Origin of the sequence: Nonomuraea sp. CA-143628 (genome assembly GCF_050942315.1) — a bacterium.
Classification (GTDB): domain Bacteria; phylum Actinomycetota; class Actinomycetes; order Streptosporangiales; family Streptosporangiaceae; genus Nonomuraea.
Genome location: NZ_CP192072.1, coordinates 3,753,761 through 3,766,971, shown reverse-complemented (window position 1 = coordinate 3,766,971; position 13,211 = coordinate 3,753,761). Strand labels below are relative to the sequence as shown.

At 69.7% G+C, this 13,211-nt stretch carries 11 protein-coding genes; 6 read left to right on the top strand and 5 right to left on the bottom strand.

Features of this window, described 5'->3' with window-relative positions:
* Positions 1-110: 110 nt before the first annotated feature.
* Positions 111-1,406: a cytochrome P450 gene (locus tag ACQP2T_RS17535; protein WP_433517191.1), complete on the bottom strand. Its 1,296-nt coding sequence runs from the start codon at positions 1,404-1,406 to the stop codon at positions 111-113.
* 25 nt (positions 1,407-1,431) lie between these two features.
* Between ACQP2T_RS17535 and ACQP2T_RS17530 the strand changes: the two genes are divergently transcribed.
* The 3 genes from ACQP2T_RS17530 to ACQP2T_RS17520 all read left to right on the top strand — a co-directional run bounded on the left by ACQP2T_RS17530 (position 1,432) and on the right by ACQP2T_RS17520 (position 5,725).
* Positions 1,432-1,839 carry a PaaI family thioesterase gene (locus ACQP2T_RS17530; protein WP_433517190.1) on the top strand — a complete coding sequence of 136 codons (408 nt, stop codon included), beginning with the start codon at positions 1,432-1,434 and terminating at the stop codon, positions 1,837-1,839.
* 47 nt (positions 1,840-1,886) lie between these two features.
* The gene (locus ACQP2T_RS17525; RefSeq protein WP_433517189.1) at positions 1,887-4,691 is read left to right on the top strand and encodes a CocE/NonD family hydrolase; all 2,805 of its coding nucleotides are present in this window, start codon (positions 1,887-1,889) and stop codon (positions 4,689-4,691) included.
* 227 nt (positions 4,692-4,918) lie between these two features.
* On the top strand, positions 4,919-5,725 hold the full coding sequence (locus tag ACQP2T_RS17520) for an ABC transporter permease (protein WP_433517188.1): 807 nt from the start codon (positions 4,919-4,921) through the stop codon (positions 5,723-5,725).
* Between the two features lie 448 nt (positions 5,726-6,173).
* Here ACQP2T_RS17520 and ACQP2T_RS17515 read toward each other — a convergent pair whose 3' ends face one another.
* Entirely contained in the window at positions 6,174-6,299 is a 126-nt protein-coding gene (locus ACQP2T_RS17515; protein WP_358437978.1) for a hypothetical protein, read from the bottom strand.
* Between the two features lie 121 nt (positions 6,300-6,420).
* On the opposite strand from ACQP2T_RS17515, the gene ACQP2T_RS17510 reads away from it, so the two are divergent.
* Positions 6,421-8,532 (top strand): ATP-binding protein, encoded by a 2,112-nt coding sequence (locus ACQP2T_RS17510; RefSeq protein WP_433517187.1) that lies wholly within the window; start codon positions 6,421-6,423, stop codon positions 8,530-8,532.
* On the opposite strand, the gene ACQP2T_RS17505 is transcribed toward ACQP2T_RS17510, so the two are convergent.
* On the bottom strand, positions 8,529-9,449 hold the full coding sequence (locus ACQP2T_RS17505; RefSeq protein WP_433517186.1) for a terpene synthase family protein: 921 nt from the start codon (positions 9,447-9,449) through the stop codon (positions 8,529-8,531). The genes ACQP2T_RS17510 and ACQP2T_RS17505 overlap by 4 nt on opposite strands.
* 154 nt (positions 9,450-9,603) lie before the next feature.
* Positions 9,604-10,005, bottom strand: coding sequence for an ankyrin repeat domain-containing protein (locus ACQP2T_RS17500; RefSeq protein ID WP_433517185.1), 402 nt, complete (start codon positions 10,003-10,005; stop codon positions 9,604-9,606).
* 85 nt (positions 10,006-10,090) lie between these two features.
* Here ACQP2T_RS17500 and ACQP2T_RS17495 point away from each other — a divergent pair, with 85 nt between their 5' ends.
* Both ACQP2T_RS17495 and ACQP2T_RS17490 read left to right on the top strand, forming a co-directional pair.
* A complete protein-coding gene (locus ACQP2T_RS17495) occupies positions 10,091-10,990 on the top strand; it encodes a proteasome assembly chaperone family protein (protein ID WP_357940625.1) in 900 nt (299 codons plus the stop codon).
* A gap of 51 nt (positions 10,991-11,041) precedes the next feature.
* Positions 11,042-12,103, top strand: a complete 1,062-nt coding sequence (locus ACQP2T_RS17490; RefSeq protein WP_433517184.1) for a Gfo/Idh/MocA family oxidoreductase — start codon at positions 11,042-11,044, stop codon at positions 12,101-12,103.
* Between the two features lie 279 nt (positions 12,104-12,382).
* Here the strand turns inward: ACQP2T_RS17490 and ACQP2T_RS17485 are convergent, their stop codons facing one another.
* A complete protein-coding gene (locus tag ACQP2T_RS17485) occupies positions 12,383-13,174 on the bottom strand; it encodes a tyrosine-protein phosphatase (RefSeq protein ID WP_433517183.1) in 792 nt (263 codons plus the stop codon).
* Positions 13,175-13,211: the final 37 nt, after the last annotated feature.

Below are 13,211 nucleotides of genomic sequence, written 5' to 3'. Positions count from 1 at the left end.
CATGTCCCTCGTCATCTGGCTTGCCATCTCTTCTGTCACCGTTCTGCTGCCTATCTGCCGCCTACCTGCCACCTTTTCGCCGCCGAGGGCATCAGGACCGGTGCGGATCGTCAGGCGGAGGCCGACGGCTTCGCTCGGTGGCTCAGCCGTACCGGCAGGTGTTTGAGCCCGTTCTGGAAGTTGGACGTGAGGCGGACGGGCGCCCCCGCGAGCTCGACGTCCCAGGCGAGCAGTTCGGTGAAGACCGCCCGGAACTGCACGCGCGCCAGGTGGGCGCCGAGGCAGAAGTGCGGGCCGAAGCCGAAGCTGACGTGGTCGTTCGGGGTGCGGGCGATGTCGAACCGGTCGGGGTCGGCGAAGACGGACGGGTCGCGATTGGCGGAGGCGTGGTAGACGACGACCTTCTCGCCCGCGCGGATGCTCCGGCCGCCGAGTGTGAGGTCGCGGGTGGCCGTACGGCGGAAGTCCATGACCGGCGGCCAGAACCGCAGCATCTCCTCCACCGCCGAGCCGAGCAGAGCGGGGTCAGCGCGCAGCCGGGCCAGCTGGGCGGGGTGTTCGAGGAGGGTGAGCAGGCCGCCGGGGATGCCGTTGCGCAGCGTCTCGTTGCCGGCGACGGCGAACAGGAAGAACATGTTCTCGAACTCCGCCTCGGTCAGGCCGCCGTCCCTCATGGCCGACATGACCGACTCGCCGTGGCTGGTCTTGGCCAGCGCGTGGGCGTACGCGAACATGTCCGCCAATGCCGCCCGGGAGCGGGGGTTCACCCCCGGCCCGAGCCGCGGGCGGGAGGCGGTGGCGAGGCGGCCGATCGGGCTGAGCGACTCGGCGTCGGCCGTGGACAGCCCCGCGTAGTCGGCGTCCTGGTAGCCGATCACCCGGGACGCCCAGTCGTACAGCAGCCGCCTGTCCTCGTCCGGCACGCCCATGACGTGCGCGAGCGTCCAGACGGGCAGATCGGCGGCCACCTCCACGAAGTCGCACGCGCCCGCGGCGAACAGCGACGCGGCCCGCTCGGCGATCGTCCGCTCCAGCGCCCGCACCGCACGCGGCGTGAACGCGGCCGCCACGATCCTGCGCAGCCGGGAGTGGTCCGGCGGGTCCGTGTTCAGCATCATCGCCTGCACGAAGGCCAGGTCGGCGGGGGTGTCGGGGTCACGGATCTGCGTGGCGCCCAGGTGCGAGGAGAAGTCGTCGGCCGCGCGCAGCACGTGCTTGACGTCGGCGTGCCGGAACACGCCCCAGTATCCGGGCCCCTCGCGCCACGGGCCGACCGCCGGTTCCGGAATCCGGCAGACGGGGGCCTCCCGCCGCAGCCGGTCGTAGAGGTCGTACGGGACGGCGTGCGCGTACGTGGACGGCAGAAAGACGTTGTCCACAGGCTCTCGCCTCGTCTCCTCGCTCATGCCTGCCAGCCTGCATGATGGGCGGGTGACTCCAGAAGACGGTGAGGCCATTCTGCGCGACTACTTCGCGCCTTGGATCCAGCAGCTCGGGCTGCGCGTGCGGGAGCTGGGTGAGCGCCACGCGGTGGTGTGCCTGCCCTGGTCCGACGCGCTGGCCAGAGAGGGCGGCGGCCTGTGTGGCCAGGCCATGATGGCCGCCGCCGACACGGCCACGGTCATCGCGATCTCCTCGGCCAGGGGCGGCTTCGTGCCGATGACGACGGTGCAGCAGTCGACGACGTTCCAGCGGCCGGTGACGGGCAAGGACGTGCTCATCGACGTACGCATCTCCAAACTCGGCCGGACACTGGCCTTCTCCGAGGTGACGCTGACGGCCGACGGGGCGGCCGAGCCGGCCGCGCGGGCGTCCACGGTCTACGCGATCTTGGGCTGATCCCCGGTCTCAGGGGTTTCTCAGGTGCGGAAAGTAGGGTCAACCACATGAAACGTGTGGCCGCGCTGGTCGCGGTGCTCGCCCTCGCGGGGGTGGTGACGTGGCTGGTGTGGCCGTCCGCCCCCGAGGCGAAGGGCCTCGACCAGCGCATCGCCGTCGTCGACGGGCCGGCTGACGACCAGCGGGTCGAGCTTGACGCGACGTTCTTCCCAGCGGCGGGTGGCGGGAAGGCTCCGGTCGTGCTGCTCGCGCACGGGTTCGGCGGCAGCAAGCAGAGCGTGCGTGAGCAGGCGCAGCGGCTGGCGCAGGACGGCTACGCGGTGCTGAGCTGGTCGGCTCGCGGTTTCGGCCGTTCGACCGGCGAGATCGCGCTCAACTCCGCCGACTACGAGGTCAAGGACGTCAAGCAGCTCATCGACTGGTTGGCCAAGCGGCCCGAGGTCCGGCTCGACGCGCCCGGCGACCCGCGTGTGGGCATCGCGGGCGGTTCATACGGCGGGGCCATCGCGCTGATGACGGCCGCCTACGACAGCCGCGTGGACGCGATCGTGCCGCAGATCACCTGGGCTGACCTGGCAGACTCGCTGTTCCCCGACGGCGGTGGCCAGGGCCCGGCCAACGGCGTGTTCAAGCGCATGTGGGCGGGCTACTTCTTCGGCCGCGGCGCCCCGGTCCAGGGCGGCGGCGCGGCTCAGGGGCTCGGCGCGGCTCAGGGCCTGGGCGCGCTCAGTCAGCAGAGCGTGCCGCTGACAGCCGAGCAGGCCAGGTGCGGCAGGTTCCTGCCCGCGGTCTGCGAGATGTACCAGCAGGTCGCCAAGACCGGGCGGGCCACGCCGGAGGCCATCGAGCTGCTGCGCAAGTCGAGCCCGGTGACGGTGGCCGGCCGCATCAAGGCGCCGACGCTGCTCATCCAGGGGCAGCGCGACTCGCTGTTCCCGCTCGGCCAGGCCGACGCCAACGCCAAGGCGATCGCCGCCGCGGGCACGCCGGTGAGCCTGGCCTGGTTCGACGGCGGCCACGACGGCGGCAACGGCGAGGCCGACTGGCTCTACGACCAGACGGCCGGCTGGTTCGGCCACTACCTCAAGGGCGACGGCTCACCGGCCCCGGAGCGGTTCACCGTGACCCGTGACGGCGGCCGCGACCCCGGTACCCGCCAGCGCATCAGGCTCCACCCCGAGTCCGCCGCCTACCCCGGCCTCGGCGGCACCGCCACCACCACAATCACGCTCCAGGGCCCCGAGCAGAACATCGCCAACCCGCCCGGCGGCGCACCCGCCTCCATCTCCACGGTGCCCGGCACCGGCGGCCTGCTCGGCGGGAGCGGCGGCGCGACCAACCTCAGCGTCGGGCTCGACATGCCCGGCCAGGTGGCCCTCTTCGAGTCGGCGCCGCTCAGCGCCCCGCTCCAGCTCACCGGCAGCCCAACGGTCAAGCTGAAGGTCTATGGCAAGGGCCAGGTGACGCTGTTCGCCAAGGTCTATGACGTGGCCGACACCGCGCAGCCGCCCAACCTGCCCGCCGGGCTGGTCTCGCCGCTGCGCGTGACGGTTCCGGAGGGCGCCGGCAGCGTGGAGACCACGGTCACGCTGCCCGCCGTCGACTACCGCTTCGCGGTGGGGCACCGGCTGCGACTGGCGGTGACGACGACCGACATGGGCTATGCGACACCCGCCGAACCGGCCTCCTACCGGGTCGGCCTGGCCGCACCCGCGCTGGCCGTACCGACGGTGTCCGCCCTGGCCGCACCCACGACCGGGGTGGCGTGGTGGGTGTGGGCGATGCCGCTCGCCGCCATCGCACTGGCCGCGCTCATCATGGCCACCGGCCGGACCCCGTCCCGCCGCCGGATCCCCACCGTAGGAGACCGCCGCCGGACCACCACCGCCCAGAAGGACGGCAGCCCGTACGACGTGCTCGGGGAGGACCACGATGACCGCGCCGTCACCGTCCAACGGGACGACAGCCGGTCCGGCGTCCATGCCGAGAACGACGACCACGCCACCACTGTCCAGCGGGACAACGGCCATGCCGCCACCGTGCAGAGCAACGCCCGATCCGGTGCCTTCGTGAAGGACGGCGATCCGTCCGGTGCGGGACTCGTGCCCGGCGAAGAGGTGCCGCTGGAGATCAAGGGGCTCACCAAGGCGTACCGCAATGGTGAGCTGGCCGTGGACGACCTGTCGTTCCGGGTCGAGCGCGGTCAGGTGCTGGGCCTGCTCGGCCCCAACGGCGCGGGCAAGACGACCACGATGCGCATGATGATGGGCCTCATCCAGCCCGACGCCGGTGAGGTCCGCATCTTCGGCGACCGGGTGACACCCGGCGCGCCCGTGCTGTCCAGGCTCGGGTCGTTCGTCGAGGGGCCCGGGTTCCTGCCGCACCTGTCCGGCCGCGACAACATCGAGCTCTATTGGGCCGCCACCGGCCGCCCCGCCGCCGACGCCCGGTTCGACGACGCGCTGGAGATCGCGGATCTGGGCAAGGCGCTGGAGCGGGCCGTACGCACCTACTCGCAGGGCATGCGGCAACGGCTGGCGATCGCCCAGGCCATGCTCGGTCTGCCCGACCTGCTCGTCCTCGACGAACCCACCAACGGCCTCGACCCGCCCCAGATCAGGGAGATGCGCGAGGTGCTCAAGCGCTATGCCCGCGACGGCCGTACGGTGATCGTCTCCAGCCACCTTCTGGCGGAGGTCGAGCAGACGTGCAGCCATGTGGTGGTCATGCACAGAGGCCGTCTGGTGTCGGCGGGTCCGGTGTCAGTGCTGCTCAGTGCCGCCACCTCCACCAACGGACATGGGCCGCGCCTCGAAGACGTGTTCCTCGACCTCATCGGAGAGAAGTCGTGACCCACGGCTCCACGAACGGCTCCAACGGGACCGCGACAGGCTCCACCAACGGACCCACGACCGGGCCAAGGACCGGGAGCGAGACCGGGACCGGGACCGGGACCAAGCGAGCGACCGGAACCGCGATCTTGACCGGGTCGGGGCCCGCGTCAGGCCCCGTGACCGGGTCCGCAACAAGGTCCACGGCTCGGTCGGCGACCGGCTATGCGCCCCGCCGGACATTGCCGTTGCGGGTCGAGATCGTCAGGCAGTTCAAGCGGCGGCGCACGCTCGTCATGTTCGGGCTGCTGCTCGCGCTGCCGTGGATCCTGGTGATCGCCTTCCAGTTCGGCCCGCAGTCCAGCGGGCAGCAGCAGTCGGCGCTGCGCATCTCCGACCTGGCGACGGCCAGCGGTCTCAACTTCGCGGCGTTCGCCCTGTCGGTGTCGGCCAACTTCCTGCTGGTCGTGGCCGTCGCCCTGTTCTGTGGCGACACCGTGGCGAGCGAGGCCAGCTGGTCGTCACTGCGTTATCTGCTGGCCGCGCCGGTGCCGCGTGACCGGCTGCTACGGCAGAAGATCATCGTGGCGCTCGGCTACTCGGCGGCGGCGGTGATCTGCCTGCCCCTGATGGCGCTGCTCGCCGGCACACTGGCGTTCGGCTGGCACGACATCCAGGTGCCCGGCACGGGTGAGACGATCCCGGCGCTCGACGTGCTGCCGCGCTTCGGCATCGTGATCGGCTACGCCCTGGTGAGCCAGTTGGTGGTGGCGGCGCTGGCGTTCCTCATCTCCACGATGACCGACTCACCGCTCGGCGCGGTCGGCGGGGCGGTGGGTCTGTGGATCGTCAGCACCATCCTGCAGGCCGTAGAGGCGCTGGGGTCGCTGCGGGAGTTCCTGCCGACCTTCTGGAACACTGCCTGGCTGGACGCCATCGCACCGGAGCTCGACTGGAGCGGCATGGCCAAGGGCGCGTCGGTGTCGGTGACGTACGCGGCCATCCTGATCGCGGTGGCCTTCCGCCGCTTCCGCCGCAAGGACGTGGTCAGCTAACACGCCCGCCACTGCGGGCAGGCCCTGCCACAGCCGCCGCCACTGGAGTCGCCCGCCTTCAGCAGCACAGGCTTCTGAGTGGCGTCGGCGCCTTCAGCAGCACAGGCTCCTCAGTGGCGTCGGCGCTTTCGGTGGCACAGGCTCCTCAGTGGCACAGGCGCTTTCAGTGGCGGACGTCCCCGATCGCGCAAACTCCTTCAGCGGCGAACACCTCCGATCGGGCAGCCCCCTTCGGTGGTGGACGCCTTCGGTGGTGGACGCCTTCGGTGGCGCAAGCCTCGTCAGTGACGGGCATCTGCGTCGGCCGGTTTCTGGCCGGTGACGGATTTCTGGCGTATGAGGAAGGCGGCCTACCTCAGAACGGTCTCCGTGTCTGGCGTGCCCGCCTGACGGCGCCCAACAATGCCCAATGGTGCTCAATAACGCCCAAGGCGCGCCTAACGGACGGTCACCCCCAGTGAGGTGGCTTGTCGTCCAAGTAGAAGGAGTCCGGGTCGGTGTCCTGGGAATCGCGCCAGTCGCCCCAGCCGAGGTCCGTATCGTCGTCCGTCTGCTCCGGGAGGAATTCACTCACGGTATACATGCTACTCAGAGGGACAAACCCATTCCCGGCCCGCGCCGCTTATCCCGTGCGGCGAAGGGCCCCAAGGGTACGATGCCAAAGCAGGTGTCGCCTATCCCCCGTGAGGTCGCCCATGGCCACCCCGACCGGCTGGCGGCGAGAAGGCAATCTGCCGTCGGAGCTGACCAGCTTCGTGGGGCGGACCCGCTTGCTCGCCAACCTCAAGCGACATCTCGCCGAGTCGCGGCTGGTGACGGTCACGGGCATCGGCGGTGTCGGCAAGTCCCGCACGGTGCTTCGGCTGGCGCACCAGATCCGCTCCCAGTACGAGGACGGCGTCTGGTTCGCCGACCTGGCCCGGTTGCAGGACGCCGGGATGGTCAAGCACACCATCGCGTCGGCGCTGGGCATCGCCGACCAGTCGTCGCGGACCGAGTCCGAGTCGTTGTCGGAGTGGGTCGGCGAGCGCGACATGCTGCTCATCATCGACACCTGCGAGCATTTGGTACAAGGCTGCGCCGAGCTGGTCGAGGAACTGCTGGAGCGCGCTCCCAACCTGAAGGTGCTGGCCACCAGCCGCCAGTCGCTGCATCTGCCCTACGAGCACGTGGTGCCCGTGCCGCCGCTGCAGGTGCCGGGCGACGACCCGACCGAGAGCCTGTTCACCAATGAGTCGGTGCAGCTGTTCGGGGCTCGGGCCGGCGCGGTGATGCCCGATTTCGTGCTCGACGAGCAGAGCATCGGGGCGGTGGCCGAGCTGTGCCGCCGGCTCGACGGCATTCCGCTGGCGATCGAGCTGGCGGCCGTACGCCTGCGGGCGCTGTCGGTCGATCAGATCCTGGGGTTGCTGGCCGACCGGTTCAGCCTGCTGGCGGGAGCCAGCCGTACGGCACTACCGCGCCATCAGACGTTGCGCGCGGCGATCGGATGGAGCCACGAGTTGTGCGAACCGGCGGAGAGACTGCTGTGGGCGCGGCTGTCGGTGTTCGCGGGCGATTTCGAGCTCGACGCGGCCAGGTTCGTGTGCGCCGACGACCGGCTGCCGTCCGAGGACATCACCGACCTGGTCACCGGGCTGGTGGAGAAGTCGATCCTGCTGATCAGGAGCAATCACGCCGGAGTCCGCTACAAGCTCATCGACACGCTGGCGGAGTACGGCGAGGAGTGGCTGGACAAGCTCGGCCAGACCGAGCAGATGCGGCACCGGCATCTGGAGTACTACCTGAGCCTGGCGCAGCGCAGCGAGGACGCCTGGTCGGGGCCGAGACAGATCTACTGGTTCGTCCGCATGCGCCAGGAGCACGACAACGTGCGGGTGGCCCTTGAGCACGCGCTGCGGTCGCCCGGGGAGTCCATCCTGGCGCTGACCCTGCTGTCGTCGCTGTGGTTCATGTGGGTCTGCTGCGGATTCGTACGCGAAGGCCGGCTCTACCTCGAACGCGCTCTGCAGGCCAACCCGGGAGTGAGCAAGCAGCGCTGCAAGGCTCTCTGGGTGCTGTCCTACGTACGCAGCGGCCAGGGCGACAGCGCCGGCGCGCTGGCGGCGGCCGAGCAGTGCAGCACCGAGGCGGTCAGGGTCGGCGACTCCAAGGCGGTCATCCTCGCCTCCAAGATGCAGGGGACGGCGGCCCTGCTGCAGGGCGACCTGCAGAAGGCCAGCGCGCTGCTGGGTGTGGCGATCGAGTTCAACACCGACAACAAGGAGCTCAACCCGGGCCTGCTGCCGGCCATCGTCGAGCTGTCGCTGGTGCTGTCCGCGCAGGGTGAGCTGTATGAGGCCGAGTCCCTGCTGCAGGACTGCTTGCAGGTGTGCCGGGAACGCGGCGAGCTGTGGCTGAGCTCCTACGCGCAGTGGTCGCTGTCCATCACCCGGCTGGCGACGGGCCGGGCCGAGGACGCGCTGCAGAGTGCGCGTGAGGGGCTGCGGATCAAGCGCCACTTCCACGACACGCTCGGCACGCTGCTGGTGCTGGAGACCACGGCCCGGATCTTCGCCGTCAGCGACCAGGCGCCGCTCGCCGCGCGGCTGCTCGGCGCGCTTCATCAGAACTGGAAGACGGCCGGTCTGCCCATGCTCGGCGCCCCGTTCCTCACCAGCGACCACGAGCAGTGCGTCAAGGAGTGCCAGAAGGTGATGGGCGAAGACTCCTACAAGAGCGCCTTCGAGGAGGGCACGCGGCTCGATCTCGATGAGGCGTCCGCGCTCGCGCTCGGCGAGCTGGACGCCCCAGGAGATCTCGACTAGACGGCCTGCGGCCAGCACGTGCCGGTCGGCCAGGCCTGGACGTAGCGGGCGCTGCCGAGCGAGAACTCGATGTGCCCGCGCACCCAGTGTTCGAGGCCGCGCACATACTTGCGCACCGGTAACGAGGCCCAGTGGTCGAGCGCCGCGCGCCGGTCGAGGAAGGCGGCGACGGCTTCGTTGTGCATGTTCGCCACTTCTTGCAGCGCCTCTTGCAGGGTGAGGGTCTTGTGCGTGGCCAGCACCGTGACGAGGTTGTGCCGGGCCTTGTCGTTGTCGCGCTCCTTGGCGTACGACAGCAGGTCATTGTCCCAGCCGATAAGGTCGCAGGCGAGGTCGGAGAGCGCGCGCACGTCCGGATGGTGCCATTCCTCCGCTTCCAGCCGGTAGCCGCCGCACGCGTCGATGAGCGCGAGGCAGGTGTACGTGGCCCCGGTGATGCGGCGCATGAGCACGTAGTCCTCGGGCGTGGGGATCAGGTCGACCTCGCGGTTGGCGGCCTCCCAGATCTGGGCGAAGAGGTACTCCTTTACCGTGATGCGCCATCTGTCCACTTGAGCGGGCGTGGCGGTGTCCGAGATTCGGTGAAGCAGCTCGCTCAGGGCGAGCCCGAACGGGTCGGTGGCATCCGCCTCCTTGCGGCCGTCGAGGATCTCGAGGAGCGGCGGAAGGGCGCGGGCCAGCGCAGAGGCCCGGTGTCCCATCAGCTCGCCCTCGCAGAACGCGTCGTCGAACGCGAAGAGCCAGTTGTACCAGTCGTTGATCAGCCTGAGACTGTCGCGCGGCACGGTGGGGTTGGTACGTGCGGCGAGCAGGCCGATCTTTGAGCGCCGGAAGTGCTCGATCGTGTCGGCTCCGGCGAGCATGTGCGAGGCGGCCAGCCATGCGTGGCTTTCCGAGTCGATCTCTGTGGCGTGCACGTTGATCTCGTTCGGGAACGGGCATGGCAATGGAGGGATGCGAAGCGGTCGCCTACTGAAGGAGTGCGCAGAAGTAACCACCTTCCCAGCATGACGATGGGCTGTTCGAAAGGCCACACTCGATAACTTCCCGGACATTTCGCCATATTTCACGCTATGTGCCGATTTGCCGGAACCATTCAAGGAACTGGTCGTTCGCGAACATCCGCGCCGTGTCCACCGCCGAGGGGGCTCCGGCCGCCGGATCCGCGCCCGCGTCGAGCAACGCTCTGACCACGGCAGACTCCTTCTTGAACACGGCACCCGCCAGAGGTGTCTGGCCACGGTCGTTCGCTCTTCCTGGGTCGGCGCCCAGCTCGGCGAGCATCCGGACGGTCGCGGCGTGACCGTGATAAGCCGCAAGCATCAGCAAAGTGTCACCTTTGCTATTGGTGAGATTTGCCGGAACCCCGGCGTCCACGTAGGCGCGCAACGTCTCCGTGTCGCCCGCCCTGGCCAGGTCGAACATCCGTGTCGCGAACTCTTCGAGCTCCGGATCCTCGTCCATGTCCACCATTCTCCCTCGATAGGGTGCCTTGCACGGAATCGTTGCGGCTCGTCGTAGGTTCTGGAGAGAGTACCTAGGGAAAGGCTGTCCAACCGTGTTCGACCCGACGGATCTCTACAAGCTCGCAGAAGATGCGCCCGAGCTGGCCGATCCCGTGCTCTTGTACCACTTCGACGGCTTCGTCGACGCCGGTGGTGCCGGGCGCCTCGCGCTGGGCCACCTGCTGGCTGAGCTGGAGCACCGGACCGTGGCGACGTTCGACGTGGACCGCCTCCTCGACTATCGCTCGCGGCGGCCCATCATGACCTTCGACACCGACAGATGGGTCGAGTGCGAGAGCCCCGAGCTGGCCGTCTACGCCGCGAAGGACGCCACCGGCACCCCCTTCCTGGTGATGAGCGGCCCCGAGCCGGACCGTGAGTGGGAGCTGTTCACCCGGGCGGTCGGCGCCCTCATCGACCAGCTGAAGATCAGCAAAATTGTCACGTTGCACGGCATCCCGATGGCGGTCCCGCACACCCGGCCGCTCGGCATCACCATGCACGCCAGCCGTCCCGAGCTGATCAATGCTCAGACCAGCTCCTTCGGCCGGGTACAGGTGCCGGCCAGCGTGGCCGCCCTGATCGAGTTCCGGCTCGGCTCCCAGGGGCACGACGCGCTGGGGTACGCGGTCCACGTGCCGCACTACCTGTCGCAGGCCGAATACCCGCACGCCGCGGTCGCCGCCCTGGAGGCGGTCACGCGGGGCACCGGCCTGCTCTTCCCGCTGGACGCCCTGCGCGAGGCGGCCCAGCGCACCACGACCGAGATCGAGGAGCAGATCCAGGCCTCGACCGAGCTGTCAACGGCGATCAGCGGTCTTGAGCAGCAGTACGACGCGTTCGCGGGCGGCACCGACCGCGAGAACCTGATCGCCGAGGCCACCCCGATGCCCACGGGCGACGAACTCGCCGCCCAGTTCGAACGCTTCCTGGCCGAACGCGACGACGAGTAGCCGCGACCCGCGCCGGGCGATGGTGGTGGGGCCTCGCGTTACGCTGGGCCGATGAGTGAGATCGAGGTCGGCCTGGTCGGGTACGGCACGGCGGGCGCGTACTTCCACGCGCCCCTGATCCACGCCACACCCGGCCTGCGGCTGTCCGCCGTCGTCACCGGAAACCCGGCGCGAGCCGACGAGGTGGCCGCCCGTTACGGCGCGATTCCTGTGCCCGAATTGGCCGGGTTGTGGAATCGCTGCGACCTCGTGGTCGTCGCCTCACCCAACAAGACCCACGTGTCGGTGGCCACCGAAGCGCTCACCCGCGGCAAGCCGGTCGTGGTCGACAAGCCCCTGGCCCGTACCGCCGAGGAGGCCCGCGGGCTCGTACGGCTGGCGGCCGAGCGCGACCTGATGCTGACCGTCTTCCAGAACCGGCGCTGGGACGGCGACTTCCGCACCCTGAGCCGGCTCACCGGAGAGGGCCGCTTCGGCGACGTGCTGCGCCTGGAGTCCCGGTTCGAGCGCTGGCGGCCGGTGCCCAAGGGCGGCTGGCGTGAGGCCGGCGGCCCCGAGGAGGTCGGCGGCCTGCTCTACGACCTGGGCAGCCACCTGGTCGACCAGGCGCTGCAGCTGCTCGGGCCGGTGCGCGACGTCTACGCGGAGAGTGACATCCGGCGCGAGGGGGTGGCGGCCGACGACGACACGTTCATCGCGCTGTCCCACGTCAGTGGCGCCCGGTCACACCTGTGGGCCGGTGCGCTGGCCGCTCAGGGCGGGCCGCGGTTCCGGGTGCTCGGGTCGCGGGGGGCGTACGTCAAGTACGGGATGGACGTGCAGGAGGAACGGCTGCGCGCCGGGATCTCGCCCGACTCGCCAGGGTTCGGCGAGGAGAGTGAGGCGATGTGGGGGCTTGTCGGGACGGAAGACGACAAAACTGTGGTCCGCACTGAGGCTGGGGTCTATCTCGACTTCTACCGTGGCGTCGAGTCCTGCCTGCGTGCGGGCACACCGCCGCCGGTGAGCCCTGACAGCGTGATCGACGCGCTGACCGTCATCGAGGCGGCCCGCCGGTCGGCGGCCGAGCGCGTTGTCGTGCGGCTGCGGCAGGGTGCGGCTGAAGGAACCTGAGGCGTCGTCACACCACCGTCTCGGTCCCCGGTGACGGTCCGTAGTAGCTGAGGTCCCTTAGGAGGGATACCCCCTCCGGGGGAGCGAAAGAAACCGGCCCGTCGTGGCAAAGGCCCCAGGAAGGGAACTCCATCCGGAGGAGCAGACAAACACGGCCCGTCGTGGCAAAGGCCCAGGAAGGGAACTCCCTCCGGAGGGGCGGACGACAACGGTCCGTGGTGGCTGGGGTCCTTGGAGGGATGCCCCCTCCGGGGGAGCAGGAGCAGACGGCCGGACGGCCTACTCGCGTAGGCGGGCCCGCATCGTCTCCGTGTCGGCCTCCGTCCACCCGTGTGACTCCAGCCACGCCGCCGGCCCGCCGAACCGTTCGTCCAGCACCGACAGGAACTGCTCCATGTACCGCGCCCGCGGCATGTGGTCGTCCGCGGGCCGTGAGTCGAGGTCGTCGCGGTACGTGGCGCTGCCCCGCAGCCGCCGCAGCACCTGCTCCAGCCGCTCCCCGGTGGCCACGTAGTCGGCGATGATCCCCTCCCGGGTGACGCCCGTCACCTCCAGGGCGAGCGCCGACAGCACCCCGGTGCGGTCTTTGCCGGCCGCGCAGTGCACCACGGCCGCGCCGTCGTTCATCGCCATCGCCCGCAGCGCGGCCACCACCGCGTCGGGCCGGTCCCGCAGGTATCCGTAGTAGAAACCGGTCATCCGCAGGTCGTCGTCCAGCTCACGCTCCTGCCAGGGCAGCACCCGGTCGCCGTCGATGGTGTCGGCCTCGACGTCGGTGTGCCTGCCTCCCTCGGCGAACAGCGTCAGATGGTGGTGCGTCACCTCGGGCATCAGGGTCAGCGGCCCGGGGCCCTCCAGCGCGACCTCGGCGTTGGAGCGGAGGTCCACGACGTGGCGCAGTTTGAGCTCGCCGACCAGCCGGGACACGTCCTTGTCGGTGAGCCCTTGGAGATTGTCCGCCCGAAAAATCCGTCCGTAGCGGGTGACGCCGCCGTCATGGGTGGTTAGTCCACCCAGGTCACGCACGTTGACGGCGCCTTCCAGATCGATCCATCGCGTCATCTCGTTCATTGATTAGACCCTATATGTCGCTTAAAAATGAGCGGAT

What these genes read in the sequence shown, in the direction of transcription:
- ACQP2T_RS17485 (WP_433517183.1), bottom strand. Translation starts at nt 13,174, where the DNA reads ATGAACGAGATGACGCGATGGATCGATCTGGAAGGCGCCGTCAACGTG.
- ACQP2T_RS17500 (WP_433517185.1), bottom strand. Translation starts at nt 10,005, where the DNA reads ATGGTGGACATGGACGAGGATCCGGAGCTCGAAGAGTTCGCGACACGG.
- ACQP2T_RS17510 (WP_433517187.1), top strand. Translation starts at nt 6,421, where the DNA reads ATGGCCACCCCGACCGGCTGGCGGCGAGAAGGCAATCTGCCGTCGGAG.
- ACQP2T_RS17490 (WP_433517184.1), top strand. Translation starts at nt 11,042, where the DNA reads ATGAGTGAGATCGAGGTCGGCCTGGTCGGGTACGGCACGGCGGGCGCG.
- ACQP2T_RS17525 (WP_433517189.1), top strand. Translation starts at nt 1,887, where the DNA reads ATGAAACGTGTGGCCGCGCTGGTCGCGGTGCTCGCCCTCGCGGGGGTG.
- ACQP2T_RS17535 (WP_433517191.1), bottom strand. Translation starts at nt 1,406, where the DNA reads ATGAGCGAGGAGACGAGGCGAGAGCCTGTGGACAACGTCTTTCTGCCG.